Below are 20,631 nucleotides of genomic sequence, written 5' to 3'. Positions count from 1 at the left end.
GGAGAAGCGCAAGCCCGGACGTCCAAAAAAGGAGGGAAACCCGTCACTACCGGGCTGACCGCCCAACGACAAGGGTGGGGAAATTTACTTCGGCAGATTTGAGGAAATCAAGGCCGGCATTGACACCTACTGATGGCCTTGACGGAGGCATTTGTTCCACAAGGCCCGCTGGTCATGGCCCTCGATGACACGATCGAACGACGCCAAGGAGCCCGCATTGCGGCCAAAGGCATTTACCGGGATCCAGTGCGCTCCAGTCACAGTCATTTCGTTAAAGCCAGCGGCTTGCGATGGCTGTGCCTGATGCTGATTGCTCCGATTCCTTGGGCGCATCGCGATTGGGCCTTGCCGTTCTGTACCGCGCTCACGCCATCAGAACGCTATTACTGCGACCGGGGCCGGCGCCCCAGCAAACTTACCGACCGGGCGCGGCAACTGCTGCTGATGGTGAAACGCTGGCTGCCACAGCGAGACATCGTTATCGTCGCCGACAGCAGCTTTGCTGCCATCGAATTGCTGGCGGCTGTGTCTGCACGGGTCTGTGTCATTACGCGCTTGCGGCTGGATGCCGCGCTCTATGAGCCGGCGCCGCTGCGCCGGGCGAATGAGGTCGGCCGCCCACGGCGCAAAGGCGCGCGCCTACCGACGCTGCAGACAGTATTGGGCAATGCCAGGACAAGCTGGCAGACGGTCACGGTCACACGCTGGTATAGCCAGGGAGAACGGAACGTCGAGGTGGCTTCTGGCACAGCGGTCTGGTATCACACGGGCAAGCCGGTTGTGCCCTTGCGGTGGGTACTGGTACGTGACCCACAGTGTCGATTCAAGCCCCAGGCGTTTCTTTGTACCGATCAGACCGCATCACCCGACCAAATCCTGAACTGGTTCGTCAAGCGCTGGCAGGTCGAGGTGACCTTTGAGGAAGCACGTGCCCACCTGGGCATGGAAACGCAACGCCAGTGGTCTCCACGCGCCATTGCTCGCACCACGCCGGTGATCCTGTCGCTGTATTCCATTATTGCCTTACTCGCCAAGCAACGAATCAGGGAACAACCGATCATCCTGCGACATGCGGCCTGGTATGAGAAGGAGGCAGCTACATTCTCGGATACGATCGCTCTGGTGCGTCGGTGGTTTTGGTGCAAACAGGCTTTATCAATATCAGAAGGCCCGTCTGAGATGATAAAAATCCCGCGGCCTTTATTCGACCGCTTGACCGATACGCTTGCTTACGCCGCCTGAATGGACAAAGTCCAGCTTAGAACCCGCTCCGTTTGAGGCTCGGCTGTTTAAGCATAATCTTCTGCTTTGCTATTTGATGAGTTTTGTCCTCTCCATCCTCGGTAACTAGGTGGGCCTCAGCCTGATGTTACCAGCAGGCTTGTTTTGCCCGTCAAATGCCGAGGCGTCTGGTTTTTTTCGATTTCGGTACGGTTGAGAGTCCAACTTGGACGAACGCGGAAGACTACTTTAAGTTCGCACTGCGACTCCCCAAGAACCAAGCAGTAAATACGACCCTTTGCGGAACTTGAGCTTGGCGCCATAGATTTCCGTTCTATGACATAAAGCGGCCGCTTAGCAACCAGCAATGTCTAGCTTGTTTTATGCCAGCGCGGATCGCCACATGATCTTTCCATCGAGTCAAGCACTTCTTCAGCCATTATTTTCTATGATGAAGCGCTCGATGGCACCATCGCCAATGTCGCCTTGCCCCGCATGCACGGTAGCCTGACCGCTTCCCAGGATCAGATCACTTGGGCATGGCGACCTGTAGAACGGCACCGCGTTAATGCTCGCCAGCGCATCGACAGACATGATTGCCAGTACCCCAGTGCAGCCTGATCCTCCTACAGCGCGACATAGCGCACGGAGTGATGGTTAGAGCGAAACATCAGCCCTCCAACTAGCAGCAGATAAAACCAGATCGCGACATTTCAGCTGATCAGTTCACGCGCCACGGGCCCGACACGCACTGGCAGCAAACATCCACGAAAGTAGCCAGCAGTTTCTTTCAGATAAAGGAACGGGGGAGTTCGTGTTGTACCTTGGCAAGTTTTCCTGCACCGGCAATCTATAAACAAAAATGTAGATCATCTTTGTCGGCATGAATGTTAACAATCCTGTCAACGCATATGCTATTCTCCGCCCGACGCACTTGACTGCGCACTGTACCCACGCTTGGAGCTGTTCTTATCTTGGTGATCTGGGCAGATATTAAAAACCATAGGAGACGACATGACAGAGATGTCCCGCCGCAATTTCTTGCTCACCGTGGCTGCTGGCGCAGCCATTCCCACTCTCGTTACTGCTCCGCGCATCGCTTTGGCCGCAGACTTCAGCTTCAAGATCGGCCACGATCTTGCTGAAAGCCATCCACTGCATCAGCGCATCCTTGAAGCCGCGAAGCGCATCAAGGATGAAACGGGCGGTCGCTTCGACCTGCAGGTTTTTGCGAACAGCCAGCTTGGTGGAGATACCGACATGCTGGGCCAAGTCCGATCCGGTGCCATTGAAATGGCGTTCATGCCAGATATGGTGCTCGGCACTTTGGTGCCGCTTGCATCGATCACTGGCGTTGGCTTCGCATTCGGCAGCTATCCGGAAGTATGGAAAGCCATGGATGGCGATCTCGGCGCCACCATACGTAAAAGCATCAACAAGACGGGACTGCAAGTCATGGACCGCATCTGGGACAATGGCTTTCGCCAGACGACGAGCAATGTAAAGCCGATCAAGACACCAGAAGACATGCACGGTTTCAAGATCCGCGTACCGTCCGCGCCGCTGTGGATTTCGATGTTCAAGGCCTTGGGTGCTTCACCTACCGCCATGAACTCGAGCGAACTGTATTCGGCTTTGCAAACCAAGGTCGTTGAAGGACAGGAAAATCCGCTCTCGAATATCTTCACGCAGAAGACTTACGAGGTGCAGAAATACTGCTCGCTGACCAACCACATGTGGAGCGGCTACTGGGTCCTGATGAATGGTCGTGCCTGGAAAGGTGTACCGGCCGATATTCAGCAGATCGTCGCGCGGCATATCAACCAAGCCGCTATTGATCAACGCAGCGATGTCGAAAAGCTGAATGTCGCACTGGAGAAGACCCTGTCTGAAAAGGGGCTCACCTTCAATCGTCCGCAGCTGAAACCCTTCCAGGAAGCGCTGGCCAAAGCCGGTTTTTATGCCGATTGGCGTAAAAAGTTCGGCGATGAAGCCTGGTCGGTGCTTGCGAAATACGCGAACGGACTGGCATAAGATTGCCGCGACGGGCGCCGGCATTGGCTGGCCCTCGTTTCCCGGGCCCCGTTCCGCTTTCCCGGGTACGCATCAATGAAAGGACATCATCATGACCGCACTTCTTCATGAGGGCCGCGGCGTCGCCGGGCCGCTCGAACCGGCCAACAGCATCGCGGGCAGGAGCGCTCGCGTGCTCGACACCTTGGTGAAATGGACTACCGAGTTACCGGCAGTGCTGTTACTGATTGCGGAAGTTGCGTTACTTCTCGCCAATGTGATCTACCGTTACGCACTGCATGACCCCCTGACATGGGCAGACGAACTGGCGTCGTTGCTATTCATCTGGCTGGCAATGCTCGGCGCAGTGATTGCACTACGCCGCGGCGAGCACATGCGCCTTACTACGTTTATCGCGCGCATGAGTCCGGGCGCTCAAGCTTTCCTCGACACATTGGGCACGATCGTCGTCATGGTATTCATGCTCTGCCTGCTCGGCCCGGCGCTGGAGTATGTGCAGGAAGAATGGCTAATCACGACCCCCGCGCTGGAGATGCACCATTCGTATCGGGTCGCAGCCATCGCAGCGGGGGTGATCCTGATGCTCGTGTCAAGCGCAGCACGCCTACTACAGCATGCCCGCTTGAAGAACCTGATCTGGTCTTGTGCGCTCGTCGCCGCCTGCGCGCTTGCCCTGTACGCGGCGCGTGGTGTGCTTCCGGCGCTCGGCAACCTGAATCTGGTGCTGTTCTTCCTGCTTGGCGTGGGCCTGCTGGTGACAATCGGCGTGCCGATCATGACAGCGTTCGGCCTGGCGACCGTTGCCTACATTGGCAGCACGAGTCACACGCCCATGCTGGTCGTAGTCGGTCGCGTCGATGAAGGCATGTCGGGGATCATTCTGCTTTCAGTGCCGCTGTTCGTTTTTCTCGGGGCCCTGATCGAAGCGATGGGAATGGCGTCAGCAATGATCCGTTTCCTGGCGAACCTGATCGGCCATATGCGCGGCGGCCTGTCCTATGTACTGATCGGCGCAATGTATCTCGTTTCAGGGATTTCTGGCTCCAAAGCTGCCGACATGGCCGCGGTGGCGCCGGCGCTGTTCCCTGAAATGAAGAAGCGCGGAGAGGCAGAAGGCGAACTTGTCGCAATGCTTACCGCATCGGGCGCGATGTCCGAAACGATTCCGCCGAGCTTGGTACTGATCACTATCGGTTCGGTGACAGGCGTCTCGATTGCGGCGCTCTTCACTGGCGGCTTCATGCCAGCAGTGGTGGGCGCGCTGGCGATGATTGTCGTCATCTGGTTCCGTAACCGCAAGCTGCCGAAGGAAAATCTTGCGCGGCCACCGATGCGGGACATCGTCTCCTCACTGCTGTATGCATTGCCTGCGCTCGCTCTGCCATTCCTGATCCGCACCGCCGTCGTCGAAGGTGTGGCTACCGCGACCGAAGTCGCGACGATCGGTGTCGCCTACAGCTTCGTGATCGGGCTGCTGTTTTACCGCAAATTCCAGTGGCGGCGTCTGTATCCGATGCTGGTGGAAGCCGCATCGCTGTCCGGGGCGATTCTGATCATTATCGGCTGCGCTACTGCCATGGCTTGGGCGCTGACTCAGTCAGGGTTTTCACGCCAGCTCGCTGGCTGGATGGGCGCGGTGCCGGGTGGCAGTGTCGGCTTCCTGATAATCTCCGCGCTTGCCTTCGTGGTGCTGGGAAGCTTCCTTGAAGGCATACCGGCAATCGTGCTGTTCGGGCCGCTGCTTTTCCCGATCGCACGGGCCATGGGAGTCAATGAAGTCCACTATGCGATGGTGGTCGTGTTTGCGATGGGCCTCGGTCTTTTCGCGCCACCGTTCGGTGTCGGTTTCTATGCCGCCTGCGCGATCGGTCGTGTCAATCCCGCACATGCGATGCAGCGTGTCTGGCCTTATCTCGCCGCACTGTTCGTGGCGCTGATCCTGATTGCGACGATACCGTGGATCTCAGTCGGCTTCCTTTGATATCAACCACGAGTCATCACGCAAACATGGTCAAAAACCCACCAGACATCGAAGGCATTCTGCGCGAGCGGATCACGCGCCGGGAAATCCTGCCCGGCGCCAAGCTTAAGGAAAACCCGCTGGCCGAGGAATTCGGCGTAAACCGCGCGCGCATCCGGCAGGCGCTCGGCGTGCTGGAGCAGCGCGGCCTAGTGACGCGCATCCCGAACCAGGGTGCGATCGTGGCTACCTTCGATGCCGAATCGCTGTTCAAAATCTACGATGTATTTGAACTGCTGGAAGGGCTCTGTGCGCGTCTTGCAGTCCAGAACACGAAGCCCGAATCCTGGCAAGACCTGGTCGACCTGTTTAGTTCAACGCTGGCGGACGCGATTAGCAATGGGAACTGCGAGCAGATGTATTTTGCGGTGAAAACCTACCGGGCGCGCACAATCGAGGCCGCAGACAACCCGACGCTCAATGATTTCCTCAGCAGTATCTGGGACAAGACCGAGGTCATGATCCGGCGCACGCTGATTCTGCCGGGACGCGCCGAGCAGAGCTTCCTCGAACATCGTGAAATTGTCGCTGCAATGCGGGCTGGAGATGCGCTGAAAGCGGAACAGCTGAAGGTTGAAAGCATGCGTAAGGCACGCAAGGTACTTGAGAAATACAAGGATTTCGTTCTGTAGCAAAGAACTCTCTCTTCAATCAAAGACAAAAAAGGAAATCATGAACAAGCAGGATAGAAATGCCGTCCTGAAGGCGTTGCTCGCCTCGAAAAAATCGATTGCGGCGCCCGGGGCCTATGACGCGCTGTCAGCCCGCTTGGTGGAGGAAGCCGGTTATGACGTAGTCTACGCTGGCAGTTACGGCACTGCGGCCGCATACGGCATGCCCGACGTCGGCCTGCTCTCGCTGGATGAGCTGGTTGCCCACGCAAAAAGAGTTGTGGACGCCGTGAATGTCCCCGTTATTGCCGATGCCGAAGGTGGCTTTCACGATCCGGCCAATATCTGGCGTACCGTACGCGCTTTTGAAGAGGCTGGCGTATCAGCAATCCATATCGAGGACCATGCGGGCGGAAAGCATACCGACCTGCCGCAGCAACTGATTCCCCTCGATCAGATGCTTGCGCGTCTACGCGCTGCGCTGGATGCGCGCCGCGACCCGAATTTCCAGATCATCGCCCGGACCGACGCAATCTGGGCACAAGGCGACATCGAGGAGGCGATGCGGCGAGTACAGGCTTTCTCTGAACTCGGTGTTGACATGGTCTTCCCAACCGGCGCAAAGCTCGAGACCGTTGATCGGCTGCGCACGATGACCAATGCAAAGATCGCGGTAATCGAGACGCCTGACAGCGAAGGATTCAGCGCTGCCGGCACGGCAAACCTCGTGATTTATTACGGCTTTTGCCTGTATGCGGCGACCCGGGGCATGTCGAGCGCACTACGTGCATTCAAGGAACGCTACAGCAGCAGTGATGTGACTTCCTTGATGGAGCCAGTCACCGATTTCGAAAACCGGCTCGGTTACGCGGAATTCAGCGAGCGGGCCCGGAAATATCAGTCTTGATCTTCCCATATCAATTAAGGAGACAAAGCCGTGACTAATCCATCCCGCCGTTCCTTCCTCCGAATCGCCGCGGGCGCAGCCTCGCTACCGACATTCATGGCGATGCCATCGATTGGCCGCGCCGCAAGCTTCACGTTTAAGTGCGGCCACGACCTGCCGAGTACCCACCCGGTTCATATGCGGCTTGAAGAAGCGGCAGCGCGTATTAAGACGGAGAGCCAGGGGCAGTTCGAGCTGCAAATCTATGGCAATAACCAGCTCGGCGGTGACACCGACATGCTCGGCCAGGTTCGGTCCGGTGCCCTGGAAATGGCGCTTATGCCGGACGTTATCCTGGGCACGTTGAATCCGGTCGCTTCCATTAGCGGAGTCGGTTTCGCTTTCAATACCGATGAGGAAGCATGCAAGGCAATGGACGGTGAGCTCGGCGCGCACGTGCGAGCAGCGCTCAACAAGTCAGGCTTGATGGTGATGGATAAAATTTGGGAAAACGGTTTTCGGCAGATCACCAGCAGCGTCCATCCAATCCGTAGTCCGGAAGATCTGCGGGGCTTCAAGATCCGCGTGCCCGTTGCGCCGCTTTGGCTGTCGATGTTCAAAACGCTTGGCGCTGCACCGGCAGCACTGAACTTCAGCGAGCTCTATTCCGCATTGCAGACGAAGGTAGTTGAAGGCCAGGAAAACCCGCTGTCGACGATCTTCACTGGCAAGCTATATGAAGTGCAAAAGTACTGCTCCATCACGAACCACTTCTGGAATGGTTACTGGATGCTGGCAAGCCCACGTCTATGGAAGACGCTGCCGAACGATCTGCAGCAGCTGGTCGCAAAGCACCTGAACCAGTCCGCAATCGATCTCCGCTCGGATGTGGCCAAACTAAATTCGAGCCTGGAAAAATCCCTCGCGGAAAAGGGCATGGCGTTCAATCGCACCGAGCCGGCGCCGTTCCGCCAAGCGCTTGCCAAGGCTGGCTTTTACGATGAATGGAGCAAGAAATTCGGCCAGGAGGCATGGAGCATCCTGGCCAGAAATGCGCACGGACTGGGCTGATGTACTGAAGTGTTTGTTGCCATGACTATTTTTTAACCGAAAAAATGCGATGAAAAAACTCAATACGGAACTGAAGACATCCCACTTCACCCTCGGTACCTGGTCACAATGCGCCAGTCCCGAAATTCTGGAAATCATCGGCTACTCGAATTTCGACTTCACCATCATCGATACTGAGCACGGCTACTTCGGCTTGGAAACAGCGGAAAACCTTGTGCGCGCTGCAGAGGCAGCCCAAATTATGCCGATCGTGCGCGTGCCGGTTAACGAGCCGCACATGATCATGAAGGCCCTGGACATCGGTGCACAGGGCGTAATCGTTCCGCAAATCACCAGCCGCGAAGGCGCACAGAAAGCGATATCTGCCGCGCGCTACTACCCTGACGGAACGCGTGGCGCTTGCCCTTGCGTGCGCGCCGGGCAGCACCATGTGCGCGAATGGGATCATTTCGCGCGCAGGTCTAACATCGAGTCCACCGTCATCCTTCTGATTGAAGGGCCGGAAGGTATGACCAATGTCCGCGAAATTGTAAGCACGGAAGGTTTGGACGCAGTCATGATCGGACCATTCGACCTTTCCGTGTCATTGGGCGTCGGTGGGCAATTGGACCATGAAAAGGTGACCTCGTTCTTCCTGAATGTCATCGGCATGTGCAGGGACGCCGGCGTTGAACTCATCATCCCAAACTTCGATCTGGACCAAGAGAAGGCAAGGATTGCGATTGAGCGCTGGCGTGCTCTTGGCTGCAAGCACTTCACAGTCGGTACGGACAAGCTGTTGTTCGCTAACTATATGAAGCAGTTCGGTGGGCATGTCCGTCCTATGCCAGCCCAAACCTGATGCGGCCCTGGCAAACGGCTATCTGGCCGCCGACTTCCTACGTGACAAGGCGAGTCCGGCCAGTCCGATCCCTCATTAGAGTGGCCGATATCGGTTCAGGCACTCTGGCCGAGCCGATTTCCAGGTTGTCGATGAAGGGGGGAAATTGAGTCGACGGCAAGCCGCCGGCAAGGCCGAGATGAATGGTGCTTATCGCCTAAGCAGGTCGACAGAGTCTCTTTACCATTACCTGTCTGAGCCAGAAATGCTTGGACCGGATGACGGAAGTCTTGAGGGCTTCGGCGTCCGTTAATCCAGCAAGATGGTCAATGAACTGCGTGGCCTGCTCATCGATCGATGCGTATTGTTTGTTGGCGCAGATCGCGTCCTTGCCTTGTCCCCAAAGCGTATCCATCGGATTGAGCTCAGGCGCCCGCTTCGGCAGCCATAACAACTGGATCCCGAGTTCTGCGGCGACGGCTTGGGAAGCCAGGGCCGTATGGCTGCTATCGCTATCCAAGAGCAAGGTCACCTGCCAACCCCGGTATTGCCGGTGCAACTGGTGTAGAAAGGCCTGAAAATCGTGGGCCCGCTGTCGATACCGGAGTTGGAACACGCGGTGGCCAGTGGCCAGGTTCATGCAGCCAAAGATGGTGCGCCGCGCATTCCAGCCAGTGAGCAGGATCCGCGCCGGCACCCCACGCGGCGACCACATGGCGCGTAGCGGTGGGAAGAGCAGTAGATCCGTTTCATCCTCCACCAGCACGACGCTGCGCGGCGGTAAGTTGCCAAGCACGCGCCGGATACGAGACTTTTTTCGCGCTGGGCATCGGCCGCCAACACGTAGCGCGGTCGCTTCCAGACATAGCCCAGACGATGCAGTACACGCCTAACCGTCGCATCGCAAAATGCCTGGTTCAGATGCTGGCGCAACTGGTCCTGGAGCAAGGGCACCGTCCAATGCGTGGCGTGGTACCCGCACTGTGCCGGCGGTATCTGCAGCAATTCTTGCGGAAGGCGTCCACCGTGCGGTCCGCGCGGCGTGGCCGTCCGCGATGGACGCGATCTGCCAAAGCTGTGATTGCCCCGCACGGCGATACCGGGTAGCCCAATTGTGGATGCTCTGGCGCGTCACGTGCAGCACCGCAGCGACCTCGTTCACTGGTTTGCCTCGCCCGCATTCCAGCACAGCAAGGCTGCGCCGATACTGCCGTACATCATGCGTACGGCGCGGTGTTTCCGCCTGTTGACGCTCTTGCGCTCTGGTCAACCTGAATTCGCTCATGGCGTGCTCCTCTTGCCGTGGCCATGAACCATCTCTAGCTCAAGATCTTTAAATCGCCCTGCTTAATGCTACCGTACAGTTTTCCCGGGGCTTAAACTTCATCGTATTGACAACGACAACAATATTCATAACACCAATGACAGCGGCCTACCAACCAGAAAACTTTTCTCCCAATGAAACCATCGGTTTTTTGTTGAAACGCGCTTTGATACAACTGACCGCAACTGTCGATAAGGCCCTCACTGAGTTCGATATGACCCATGCGCAGCTGGGCATCTTCTTACGCCTTGTACAAGGTCACGCGAATACGGCAGCGGACTTGGCACGCGAGATTTCAGTCGACACTGGTGCAATGACCCGCATGCTCGACCGTTTGGAAGATAAGGACTATATCCGACGTGTGCGCAGCGATACAGATAGACGGGTGATTGAAGTATGTTTAGCAGAGAAAGGGAAATTGCGGGCCGACCGGATGAGCCAAGTGGCGTTCGATGCGCTTAACCATTATCTGCGTGACTTTAGCCCGGAAGAGATTGACCAGCTCAAGGGTTTCTTACGGCGCGTAATCAATAACACCTAATTGGATTTCTGCCCATCAATCACCGAACACCTATTTTCACATTCGCAGACAGCAGAGACTTCTTTGGACGCGCTCATCCTTCTGCGGATGATTACCATCCCTGCCACCATGGTCGGAAGTGCTATTAGCAGGGCAAGCCAAGAGGGGTAGGCTAAGCCCGCCGCGATGAAACCAAGCTGGACGAGGGATCGACGACCGGGTCCGCCAGGTAGATCACCGCGTTCACCGCCCTGGCCGGATCACTGTCGACGATGCGCGAGACAAGCATCATCACCCCGCCCTCGCGCCCGAACTGAAATCGCTCGATCGTGGAATAGGGCTCAAGCAGGCCGTGACTCCGGATCGCATCCAAGGTGCGGCCGACGACCACCAATTCCGGCTTTAGCTGGTCCATCGCGACGCGCACCTCGTGCATGAGGCGCACCAGCGCCGAGGTCGCGGCGTCCTGGTGCGCCTTGCGCCATGCTCAGGGTTTGATCTCAGTGCCGATACGCGCGAGGAGTTGTGCCAGCCAGTGCGGATGGGCAGGCCACGCGGGCGCCGTGACGAAGTTGCCGTCGGTAACAACGGCATCGACAGCGATGTCCGCATATTCCGCGCCGGCCAAGCGCACCTCGGGTGCGCAGGCCGGGTAGGCCGAGATTCGCTTGCCGCGGATCACGTCCGCCGCGGCAAGCAGCTGCGCGCCATGACACACCGCGGCGATCGGCTTGCCCTCCCGCGCGAACTGGCGCACGATGTCCAGCACCCGCTGGTTCAGCCGCAGGTACTCGGGCGCCCTGCCGCCCGCGATCACCAATGCATCGTAACTGGCGGCATCAACCTTCTCAAAGCTGGCATTCAGCGCAAACAAGTGGCCGGGCTTCTCGGTATAGGTCTGGTCGCCCTCGAAGTCGTGGATCGCGGTCTTGACCTTGTCGCCACTCCTCTTGCCGGGACAGACCGCGTGCACCGTGTGGCCGACCATCTGCAGCGCCTGGAAGGGCACCATCGTTTCGTAGTCCTCGGCGAAGTCGCCGGTCAAAAACAGGATTTTTTTCGCAGCCATGATCATTCTCATACGGGGCAATGGATGGGGTGGAAAAACGACGTTGCTGCTCCGCTTGTAACACTGCGGTGTCCAGCATAGGTTTACCGCACAGAAGATGAGTTAACGCTCCTCATACCAATGCAGTCGAGGGCTCGGCATCGAACCATTCGACGCCGCAGACTTCAAAATGCCTGCTGCATAGCTGCGTGGGCGCAGGATCGTAAGCAGATCGAGCGAACCAATGCCGGCATCACTCGAGCGAAGGCAGAAAGGATGGCGTTTGGCCGGCCGTCTTCGCTGGCGCCCGCTTAGCAGGCAGAGGTGATTAGACAGTTGGCGGCTGGCGTGCCGGTAGTGCAACTCGTGCACGATGCTGGAACAAGCCGGCATACCACTAGGCGCCTACGCTCCGCCGTAAAAGTTCATGGCGAGGCGTCTCGCGCTTGGTGCCTTGTTTGCTTCGGTTCATCACCGATCGGTTGAATGTAGTCAGTTTCCGCGATTGCCGAAAACAGCGAGACGATAGATCGAAACGACTTGATCCGCTCTGGCGCGGGCTCATGGCTCGTGACAGCGTCAATCATGGTCAAGGCGGCATGGATTGTGTAGTCGAGCACCCGGTCGGCACTCTCTTGTGGCCCATGCCGCTTTTCTACGATACGTTGAATTTCAACAATTAGCTCTAGCAACACATCGTTGTCGAGATCCTCTGATGTCTTGGACGGCATTTTGGGCTCCTGTCTGTAACAGCTATTCGGAGCGGGCGCGTGGTAGGCACAGAATACGTGGAGCTCGGAACAAGCCGACCGACCATTATGCTCCTGTGGCCGTCGTTGGGAGCCAAACGAGGCGGCGTCAACAATTCAAGCTTCTGGGAGAAGGCACAAGCAAGCTGAACAAAGGTTAAGAAGTTTTCTCTTGGTCAGGTCGTTTCGGTCTGACTCACACCAACCAGCCTCGTCAAAGCCGGGGCGGTTCACTGCCATCGACATGGACGCCGGGCGGTCAAGCGTCGCTACGAGCTGTACTTGAATTAGCTACCCCATGTGCGCCTGAAGCGATTCATCGACATGGATCAGCCCATAAACAATTCCGGCTCTACATGCTGCTTCCTGCATTTCGCGGACCACAACAGCGCTCGTCGTTCGAATAGATACCTGTCCAGCCTCGGTCATGATCGTATAACCACCGGCCCAATTGCCCTCGGCAAGGGGCTCAGCTTTTCCCGATACAACATAACCCATGTAGTGAATGCTCTTTGGCATATCAGCCGCTCCAATTACTCAGAACCTCCTTATGAGCACCCTAAACTCTCCAGTTTTAGTCGTGCGCAACTGTCTTGGGAACTCTGCACACGGACACGGGGAGGTGCCTGCCACTAGATTTGGCTCTTCGCTGCTCTGTGCGAAGGAGTGATGGTCCCACCACAACTTAAGCGGAGGTAGCCAATTTCTGAAGGCGGTCTCTCAACGCTTGTCCTTCTCAAAATTAGACAGCGGCTATCCGATGCTTCCTCACAGCTCCGGATCCATTGCCGACGTTGTCGGGGGTCAATCCCGAATTGAACGGCAATGAAACGAACGCGGAATAACATTCTGTGTTGTGGGTCTATGCGCAAATGGAAATGCAACCGGAACAAGGGCCGGGCATTGTCCTTGTAGGTTATCAATGCGGACGCAACGGAATGCCCTGTATTGTGATTTATTGCGGCGTGCTGGATTCTTCGCAAATTTCCGCTGCACCCTTCTGCCCCCATCGTCGCTACGGCGCAAGAAGTGCATATCAGGAGATCCACTATGATCCGAACCTGGTCCGGCAAAGTTTATCTTGCAGCCTTCTTTATGGCGCTGCTTCAGGCTCAACAACCAGCTGCGGCTGGAGAAATTCTTACTGGAAGCCAAGTGGATGCGGATGGAGGGCTTACTTCGCCATCAGTGGTGCCAAGGAGTCGGGGATACTTTCTTTATGTGCCATCGACCATTGGCGGCACTGCAAGCAATGCCAGTCCGCAAAAACCGGTTCCCTTGCTCGTCATGCTCCACGGCTGCCTGCAGACGCCGGAGAGCTTTGCTGCCGGCACGCGGATGAACGATCTCGCCGAAAAGAATAACTTTCTCGTGCTCTATCCAAAGCAGGACGCCGTCTCGAGCCTTGGCAGCCGTTGCTGGAACTGGTTCGACGCCAATACTCAGCACAAGAAGGGCGAGGCGGCAATCATCAGACACATGGTCGAAAAGATTGCCAGCGACTATAAGATCGATCGGGCTCGTATCTATGTTGCCGGCTTGTCGGCCGGCGCTGCCTTGGCAGACATCTTGGCAAGCTGCTATCCGGACATTTTTGCGGCGGCGGCGATTCATTCCGGCATGGAATATGGTGCCGCAACAAATAAGGCGGAGGCCATGGTGGCGATGGCCAAGGCCAATGGGCCGTCCCCGGACACTGCGGGCCGACAAGCTTTCGAGTGTCAGGGAACGCCGCACCCGTTAATGCCCGTTATCGTTTTTCAAGGCGGGGCCGATCCATCGGTGAATCCTCAAAACGCTACCCAAGTCATCGAGCAATTTGCGCAGACCAATGACTACGCCGACGATGGGCAAGACAATGACTCCGTGGCCAGGACACCAACCTCTCAAGCCGACTATCACTCCCCGCCCAAGCATCGATACACCATCTATGATTATCGTTATGACGGCCAGTTACTAATGCGCAAAGTGGTGGTTGACAACATGAAGCACGCTTGGAGCGGCGGCAAGCGGTCCGCTTTCGATCCATACTATGATCCGCATGGCCCCGATGCAAGCAGCATGATGTGGGACTTCTTCAGTCAGCACGCAAGGCAGTGATGGCTTAGCGGGAACCTGCGCGATTCCTTCTCCGCGCGAGTTCGCGGTCGAGCGCATTGGCAAAGTTTTGGCGATCGGCGTGGCTAAACGCGGACGGGGCCGCCGGTGTCGACACCACTGCGACGCAGCTCTTCCATGAAAGCCCGCATCGTCAATTGCTGGGCGATGGTGACATTGGTGTACCACTCGCCGCGTGGAGTCAGCGACAACCTACCCTTTTCCAGCACTGGCGCGGCCAAGGGGATGTCGCCGGTTACGACGATGTCGCCGGGACTAACGCACTGAACGATTTCGGCGTCGGCAGTATCGGCGCCATCCGGCACCTGAAGCGCGCGGATAAAGCGCAAGCCCGGCACGCGGACAACTGGTTAGCAATTAGCGTGACGTTGAGCTGTAGCCGGTCCGCTACCCGAAACAAAATGTCCTTAATGACGGTAGGACAGGCATCGGCGTCGAGTCGGCGTCGATTCAGATGTGCATGACGAATTGGCTGGGATATTCAGGAGGACACATTTTAACTGCAAGCTGTCTGGCAGATGCGGAGCATGAATTGCCAGTCCCAACCTGGCCTAGCGAGCAACTGGAGCTTTCGACCCAAACCGGACGTCCAGCAGTATCGTAGCGAACGGCCGGAAAGCGCCGATGAGCAGACTATGAGTATAGGAACACAACTAACATAACTAGTTTAATAGTTTCAATACTTCTGGCTTATGAATCGCCCCCAGTTTCCTAGACACTGGCGAGCCTTTCGAAATACTGCTTCTCGTAGTTTACCGGCGAGAGCCGGTTGTTGTAGCCGTGTCGACGTTTCGGGTTGTAGAACATCTCGATGTAATCGAACACATCCCGTCGGGCTTCTTCTCTGCTGATGTAGGTCTTGCGTCGAATCCGCTCCCGTTTCAGCAGCTGGAAGAAGCTTTCCGCAACGGCATTGTCATGACAGTTGCCGCGCCGGCTCATGCTGGCTTGCAGGTTATGGGCCTTGAGGAAGTCCTGCCAGTCGTAGCTGGTGAATTGACTGCCTTGGTCCGAATGCACCACCACGGTGTTCTTCGGTTGTCGCCGCCACACTGCCATCAGCAACGCCTTCATGGCGAGCTCCCGGTCCATTCGGGATTGCATGGACCAACCAACGACCTGGCGCGAGAACAGGTCAATGACGACTGCCAGGAACAACCAACCCTCATGGGTGCGGATATAGGTGATATCTGTGACCCATGCACGGTTTGGTGCGGCGACGTCGAACTGTTGCTGCAGACGGTTCGGTGCCACGATGGCAGCCGCGCCGCCTCGATGTCCGGGACGCCGGTGATAGCCAGTCTGCGACTTCAGTGATGCCAGCCGCATCAGCCGGTACACGCGATTGCGTCCGCAAGTCTCGCCCAGTTCTCGCAAGTCGTCATGCACCTTGCGATAGCCGTAGACGGCACCGCTTTCAAGCCACGACTGCTTGATGTGCGCAAGCAGCCGCCTGTCTTCGATGCTGCGCCTGGAGCCGGCACTGGAGCGCCAGGCGTAGTAGCCACTGGGATGGATGGCGAGGACCTTGCACAACTGGCGCACTGGATAGTGTGCCGCCTGCTCGCGGATGAACGCGTACTTTACCCGGACGTCCTGGCAAAGTACGCGGCGGCCTTCCTAAGAAACACCTCCGGTAGCTATTGGATCCAGATGCTGTAGCGTGAAGCCAAATTGTGCCGCGCGGCGATGCAATTGCTTGATGACTCGGTCGCGGTACTGTTGTTCATAATAGTCGGCGCCCGGATCGCGGTAGTCCATACCAAAGCGCATGGCGTTGTAGAACAGCACTGCGATCTTGCGTGCGGTCGCAGTGACGGCTTTGGCATTGCCAATGCGGGCGGCAAGACGTCGGTAGAAGGCGCCGAGGGCGGTATGGCTTTTCCCCACCGTGACCGCTGCCAGCCGGAGCGTCACGGTTACCCGGTTGCTGGTTTTGCGCGTGTGTGCGGACAGCACCTTGCCGCCGCTGATCTTGCAGCCAGGCGACAGCGTAAGCCAGGACGTGAAGTGCTTGGCGGTTGGCCAGCGGGACAGGTCCGTGCCGCACTCGCCGACCAGGCGCAGGGCGAGGAACGGTCCGATGCCGTGGATTTGCGTCAGGTCCGTGCCAGTGAGCTGATACAGAGCCTGGCGCACATCGAAACCGGGATCGTTCGGCATCTTGCTCCGATGCTTGGCTTTGGGGAGCGGCGCTTCCGGCATCGGCCTGTCAATATTCAATGCTGCGACCGCGTGTTCGATTTCGGCATCGCATTCGTCAATGCAGCGCTGGTAAAAATCGTACAGCGCTAGTGCCTGCTTCAGCGCAAACAAATGCTCCGGCTGGTAGTTGCCGACCAGTGCCCCACGGATGGTCTCCAGGCTTTCCTTGCATCGGACATCACGCATTGCCGCCAGTTTGTCGGGATCGCGTTCGCCAGCAACGATGGCCCGAATGATGTTCATGCCAGTCACGCCAGTGATGGAAGCAATAACGTGATGCAGCTGAATGTTCATGAAGGTCAGTGCCTTCTGCATATGCTGGATGTGCGCGGCAGCATAATCAGTATGCTTCTCGCGTGCCCGCAGGTAAGCCCGCAATTCCGCGATCGCGCGGCCGGGCCGGAAGCTGGCCCGCAGCAGTCCGCAGGCGTGAAGTCGCTGCAGCCATTGCGCATCATTGACGTCGCTCTTCCTGCCCGGTACTGCACGCGCTTCCCGCGCATTGGCAAGAATGACCTCCAAACCACGCGCCTCCAGGACTTCGTAGGCAGCGACCCAATAAACCCCGGTCGATTCCATGACCACGGTCTTGGTGCCGGTTGCCACCAACCAGTCTGCCATGCGCTGTAAATCGCTGGTAAACGCCTGGAAAGTCTGGACGGGTTCATCACACAAATCGGGACTGACCGCGGCAACATGGAATCGCGAGCCAATGTCGATGCCAGCGGCAAACGGATGAATGATCGGCAGCCCGGCGGGCTTGGATCGGGTGCGTTCTCGGGACATGGTCCACCTCCTGAGTCAATAGACGCAGGACGGGGAGCGGCTTAAATCAATTTCCTAAACGGGGTCGTCCGGAGACGCCACCACAGATGAGTCCGCAGATTCCCCTGGGCCAGGTTTTTTGACGGGGTCGCCACCTCCAAGAAGCTTTCGGCCACGGTCCATGCGTGCGCCCAGTGTACTCGCCTGGTGTTTCTACTCATAAGGGCCGCGGCTAGGCGCGTGGGGCGGTTTTTTAGGATGTCCCGCTCCTCAGTTACGCGCTTGAGTTCCGCCTTCAGACGCCGCACTTCGGCCTGCTGGTCCTGGGCGACGCGACGCTCCGGTTCCGTCAGACTGTACTTCTTCATCCACTGATACAGACTGTGCGTGGTCACACCCAGTCGGCCCGCGACCTCTGCTACCGGATACCCCCGCTCGGTCACCTGCTTGACCGCTTCCATCTTGAATTCTTCTGTGTACCGCTTGCCGCTCATAACACCTCCATTAGCCAAATTTTACGGCTCGGAAGCGTCTACAGAAGTGGGGGCGATTCAGTACCGCCTGACATTGCGATGGTAGTTGGCGACAACAAGAGGCTGGTACAAGTGGTGGTCAATGTGTTGGGCAACGCCGCCAAATATACGCATGAAGGCGGAAACATTCTGTTAAAAACGGAAGTGGGGTCTGACCAGATTGTCTTGATTATTGAGGATGACGGGATAGGCATGGTGCCTGAACTGGTTGGGCGCGTGTTCGACCTGTTCACGCAGGCTGAGCACACACCTGACCGCTCTTCTGGCGGGCTTGGGCTGGGACTGGCTCTTGTGAAGAGTCTAGTAGAGCTTCACGGAGGGACGGTGGCTTGTTCCAGTGCAGGCCGTGGATTGGGTAGCCGGTTTATCGTATCGCTACCGAGACTGGTACACACCGACCAGAGAATAGAGCGGCGTCGCAACAACCGGGATGCAATCCAAGTTGGTAAAGCTCTGAAGATTTTGATTGTCGATGACAACGTCGATGCTGCAGAGGCGCTAGCCATGTTTCTGGAGGCATCCGGACATAAAGTGTTGGTCCAAAATCAATCATGCCGTGGGCTAGAAACGGCTCGGATGGAGGCACCGGATGTCTGCCTGCTTGATATTGGCTTACCGGAAATGGATGGGAATGAGCTTGCCCGACGTCTTCGAAATCAGCCTGAAACAGCTAGGGCCATTCTGATTGCCATAACCGGTTATGGACAGGAAGATGATCGACAAAATGCTCTTGCAGCCGGGTTCGACCACCATATGGTTAAGCCAGTTGACCTAGCCAAGCTCTCTGCGGTGCTTGCTGCAGTTGGGCATAGATTCTCAAAAGAGATAAGTAGCTAAATACTGACCGCTAGCTTCCGCCGGCAGGAAATCAAGACGAATTGAAATCTTACAAGTGGCGGTTTAAGATGCATTGCGTGTCGCCATGCGTAAATCATGAACGTCCGCTATTGGCCGGTCGTAGACATGCATTACGCGACACCGTTTCCATCGACGGAATTCTGCGACTAGGCCGCATATGCGGAATATTTTCTCGAAAACACCGTTTATTCAAACGCGCGATGTATTTCATACCGCCTGCGCTCATGCGGCTGCACATACGACTCTATTGCGCCCGGAGATTTTTGCCTGATACAAGGCATGATCTGCAGCCTTGAGCCAATCTTGCGTCAAATCGTTGACCTGGCTCTGGCTGACTCCAATGCTGATCGTCACGGGTGGATAGTTATCGAGCCAAACGGCGTTTTCGATCGCGGCGCGAATATTTTCTGCGACCACCATCGAGTGCTCTATTCTTGTTCCTGGAAGGAGCAATAAAAACTCTTCGCCGCCGACACGGAATAGCTGATCCGACTTGCGTATGCTGTTTCTGATCAGGTTCGATATTTCCACCAGCACATGATCGCCACTCGCATGGCCCAGTTGATCATTGATGCGCTTGAAGTGATCGACATCGATCAATAGGAGTGATGCCGTACCTGCTCGATCGGACTCGTGCTCGGCGAATTTTGCGAGGCAAGCATCCATGTGCCGGCGGTTATATGTCCCTGTCAAAGGATCCGTAATCGCCTGATCACGCAATTCCTTTTGTAATCGTGTAATCACACTGAGTATGCAGTTTGCGATCCCGATCGTCATGCCAAAGGATGCAGTGAACCGAAGCGCCATTCCAAGCTCAACAAAGCGATACACCATGACGGCGCCGCTGACCAATAGCAAAGCAGCAGCCAAATTTGCCATTCTTTGGGAAAGCACGAAAAAGCAGGCAATCGCGACTGGATATGCCCAGAGCGCCCCGTAGAATCCCTGAGTCGCCAGCGACACACCCATCGCTAACGCCATAGGCAGCACAAGAAAAGGATACGGAACAGGCGGACGCTTTCCGGCCCGAAGCGCTAATGCGTCGACTACGAATGACACCGCGACAATCAATGTCGCGAATCCGCCCCCAAAACGTTTCTCGATAAAACTATTGAGGAATAGAGGAGCAAGACAGATGGCGCCAATGATCAGGATCGGATAGATAATGCGATCCCGATAGGCCGCCAAATGGTCCTGTTCCTGTTTTTTTATCGATCCCATCTCGTTCTCTTCCGGTGTGACGCTGCGCCATATCCTATTACGGCAAATCCGGAGAAAACTAAAGCTTTGGAAATGTGTATTTTAAAAGGGGCGTTCGCGTGGTACGGTGACCCGAGCCCTTATCCGGAAACGGCGCCTTGATGTCCGCACTCGCAATCCATTTCGGAGTGCGATCGATTCGGTATGATGTCGGAAGTTCTGTTCATGGCCGGTTGTTGTCGGCGACAAGAAGACCGTACCCGACCCCAAGCAGACAGTTGGCGCGGCCTGTGGAATGTCCGGTATGTAGATTGAGCGGACCAAGGTCGGCATCACTCGGGCGAAGGCAGAGGGGAAGAAGTTTGGCCGATCGTCTTCACTGACGCTCGCTCAGCAGACAGCCGCAATTGAGCAGCTAGCGGCCGACGTGCCGGTAGTGCAAATCGCGCACGATCTCGGAACAAACTGGTAGCCCATCCTGCGCCGGCGCTCCGTCGGAAATTCTCATGGCGAGCTTCTCACGCCTAGCAGGCTGCTGAAATACTTCCCGGAGATGTCGGCCGGATAGATGTCTGCACCGTTAGTCCAGCACGATCCATTTCTGTTGAGTTTTATGCGCGGCCCCGATACCTTCACCGAGAGCCTGTT

General features: G+C 56.8%; 18 protein-coding genes and 5 pseudogenes. 10 read left to right on the top strand and 13 right to left on the bottom strand.

Annotated elements, in window-relative coordinates:
* The first annotated feature begins 132 nt into the window (after window positions 1–132).
* The gene (locus JJB74_RS32120) at window positions 133–1,242 is read left to right on the top strand and encodes an IS701 family transposase (protein ID WP_200598624.1); all 1,110 of its coding nucleotides are present in this window, start codon (window positions 133–135) and stop codon (window positions 1,240–1,242) included.
* A 411-nt stretch (window positions 1,243–1,653) separates the two neighbouring features.
* Here the strand turns inward: JJB74_RS32120 and JJB74_RS32115 are convergent, their stop codons facing one another.
* Window positions 1,654–1,815, bottom strand: coding sequence for a hypothetical protein (locus tag JJB74_RS32115; RefSeq protein ID WP_200598623.1), 162 nt, complete (start codon window positions 1,813–1,815; stop codon window positions 1,654–1,656).
* A 420-nt stretch (window positions 1,816–2,235) separates the two neighbouring features.
* Between JJB74_RS32115 and JJB74_RS32110 the strand changes: the two genes are divergently transcribed.
* From JJB74_RS32110 to JJB74_RS32085, 6 genes are all read left to right on the top strand, one after another.
* A complete protein-coding gene (locus tag JJB74_RS32110) occupies window positions 2,236–3,255 on the top strand; it encodes a TRAP transporter substrate-binding protein (RefSeq protein ID WP_200598622.1) in 1,020 nt (339 codons plus the stop codon).
* Between the two features lie 91 nt (window positions 3,256–3,346).
* Window positions 3,347–5,236: a TRAP transporter large permease gene (locus tag JJB74_RS32105; RefSeq protein WP_200598621.1), complete on the top strand. Its 1,890-nt coding sequence runs from the start codon at window positions 3,347–3,349 to the stop codon at window positions 5,234–5,236.
* Window positions 5,212–5,907 carry a GntR family transcriptional regulator gene (locus JJB74_RS32100; RefSeq protein WP_200598620.1) on the top strand — a complete coding sequence of 232 codons (696 nt, stop codon included), beginning with the start codon at window positions 5,212–5,214 and terminating at the stop codon, window positions 5,905–5,907. Before JJB74_RS32105 ends, JJB74_RS32100 begins: the two co-directional genes overlap by 25 nt.
* 40 nt (window positions 5,908–5,947) lie before the next feature.
* Window positions 5,948–6,793 (top strand): isocitrate lyase/PEP mutase family protein, encoded by an 846-nt coding sequence (locus JJB74_RS32095; protein WP_200598619.1) that lies wholly within the window; start codon window positions 5,948–5,950, stop codon window positions 6,791–6,793.
* A 30-nt stretch (window positions 6,794–6,823) separates the two neighbouring features.
* Entirely contained in the window at window positions 6,824–7,843 is a 1,020-nt protein-coding gene (locus JJB74_RS32090) for a TRAP transporter substrate-binding protein (RefSeq protein ID WP_325170215.1), read from the top strand.
* A 49-nt stretch (window positions 7,844–7,892) separates the two neighbouring features.
* Window positions 7,893–8,684 carry an HpcH/HpaI aldolase family protein gene (locus JJB74_RS32085; protein ID WP_200598618.1) on the top strand — a complete coding sequence of 264 codons (792 nt, stop codon included), beginning with the start codon at window positions 7,893–7,895 and terminating at the stop codon, window positions 8,682–8,684.
* A 196-nt stretch (window positions 8,685–8,880) separates the two neighbouring features.
* Here JJB74_RS32085 and JJB74_RS32080 read toward each other — a convergent pair whose 3' ends face one another.
* The 3 genes and pseudogenes from JJB74_RS32080 to JJB74_RS34290 form a co-directional block, all read right to left on the bottom strand.
* On the bottom strand, window positions 8,881–9,459 hold the full coding sequence (locus tag JJB74_RS32080) for a transposase (RefSeq protein ID WP_325170214.1): 579 nt from the start codon (window positions 9,457–9,459) through the stop codon (window positions 8,881–8,883).
* 50 nt (window positions 9,460–9,509) lie between these two features.
* Window positions 9,510–9,617, bottom strand: a pseudogene (locus JJB74_RS34295) (winged helix-turn-helix domain-containing protein); the annotation flags it as partial.
* Window positions 9,618–9,744: 127 nt separating this feature from the next.
* A pseudogene (locus tag JJB74_RS34290) lies at window positions 9,745–9,948 on the bottom strand (helix-turn-helix domain-containing protein); the annotation flags it as partial.
* Window positions 9,949–10,084: 136 nt separating this feature from the next.
* On the opposite strand from JJB74_RS34290, the gene JJB74_RS32070 reads away from it, so the two are divergent.
* Window positions 10,085–10,528, top strand: coding sequence for a MarR family winged helix-turn-helix transcriptional regulator (locus tag JJB74_RS32070; protein WP_200598615.1), 444 nt, complete (start codon window positions 10,085–10,087; stop codon window positions 10,526–10,528).
* Window positions 10,529–10,679: 151 nt separating this feature from the next.
* On the opposite strand, the gene JJB74_RS32065 is transcribed toward JJB74_RS32070, so the two are convergent.
* From JJB74_RS32065 to JJB74_RS32050, 4 genes are all read right to left on the bottom strand, one after another.
* Complete coding sequence (locus tag JJB74_RS32065) at window positions 10,680–10,943, bottom strand: hypothetical protein (RefSeq protein ID WP_200598614.1); 264 nt, start codon at window positions 10,941–10,943, stop codon at window positions 10,680–10,682.
* Window positions 10,944–10,994: 51 nt separating this feature from the next.
* Complete coding sequence (locus tag JJB74_RS32060; protein ID WP_200598613.1) at window positions 10,995–11,576, bottom strand: DJ-1/PfpI family protein; 582 nt, start codon at window positions 11,574–11,576, stop codon at window positions 10,995–10,997.
* 404 nt (window positions 11,577–11,980) lie between these two features.
* Window positions 11,981–12,286 (bottom strand): hypothetical protein, encoded by a 306-nt coding sequence (locus tag JJB74_RS32055; protein ID WP_200598612.1) that lies wholly within the window; start codon window positions 12,284–12,286, stop codon window positions 11,981–11,983.
* Between the two features lie 309 nt (window positions 12,287–12,595).
* Window positions 12,596–12,823, bottom strand: coding sequence for a hypothetical protein (locus JJB74_RS32050; RefSeq protein ID WP_200598611.1), 228 nt, complete (start codon window positions 12,821–12,823; stop codon window positions 12,596–12,598).
* Between the two features lie 531 nt (window positions 12,824–13,354).
* Here JJB74_RS32050 and JJB74_RS32045 point away from each other — a divergent pair.
* Window positions 13,355–14,404 (top strand): extracellular catalytic domain type 1 short-chain-length polyhydroxyalkanoate depolymerase, encoded by a 1,050-nt coding sequence (locus JJB74_RS32045; protein WP_200598610.1) that lies wholly within the window; start codon window positions 13,355–13,357, stop codon window positions 14,402–14,404.
* A 4-nt stretch (window positions 14,405–14,408) separates the two neighbouring features.
* On the opposite strand, the pseudogene JJB74_RS32040 reads toward JJB74_RS32045, so the two are convergent.
* From JJB74_RS32040 to JJB74_RS32025, 4 genes and pseudogenes are all read right to left on the bottom strand, one after another.
* Window positions 14,409–14,876 (bottom strand): annotated as a pseudogene (locus JJB74_RS32040) (YaiI/YqxD family protein).
* Window positions 14,877–15,133: 257 nt separating this feature from the next.
* A pseudogene (locus tag JJB74_RS32035) lies at window positions 15,134–16,042 on the bottom strand (IS3 family transposase); the annotation flags it as partial.
* On the bottom strand, window positions 16,043–17,413 hold the full coding sequence (locus JJB74_RS32030) for an IS110 family RNA-guided transposase (protein WP_200598609.1): 1,371 nt from the start codon (window positions 17,411–17,413) through the stop codon (window positions 16,043–16,045).
* A gap of 230 nt (window positions 17,414–17,643) precedes the next feature.
* Window positions 17,644–17,886, bottom strand: a pseudogene (locus tag JJB74_RS32025) (transposase); the annotation flags it as partial.
* Window positions 17,887–17,964: 78 nt separating this feature from the next.
* Between JJB74_RS32025 and JJB74_RS32020 the strand changes: the two are divergent.
* Window positions 17,965–18,762, top strand: coding sequence for an ATP-binding protein (locus JJB74_RS32020; RefSeq protein ID WP_200598608.1), 798 nt, complete (start codon window positions 17,965–17,967; stop codon window positions 18,760–18,762).
* Window positions 18,763–19,005: 243 nt separating this feature from the next.
* Here JJB74_RS32020 and JJB74_RS32015 read toward each other — a convergent pair whose 3' ends face one another.
* Complete coding sequence (locus JJB74_RS32015) at window positions 19,006–20,004, bottom strand: GGDEF domain-containing protein (protein WP_200598607.1); 999 nt, start codon at window positions 20,002–20,004, stop codon at window positions 19,006–19,008.
* Window positions 20,005–20,631 lie beyond the last annotated feature (627 nt).

Origin of the sequence: Noviherbaspirillum pedocola (genome assembly GCF_016632335.1) — a bacterium.
Lineage (GTDB): Bacteria > Pseudomonadota > Gammaproteobacteria > Burkholderiales > Burkholderiaceae_D > Noviherbaspirillum_A > Noviherbaspirillum_A pedocola.
The sequence above is the reverse complement of the archived record's forward strand: the minus strand, read 5'-3'. Positions and strand labels throughout refer to the sequence as shown.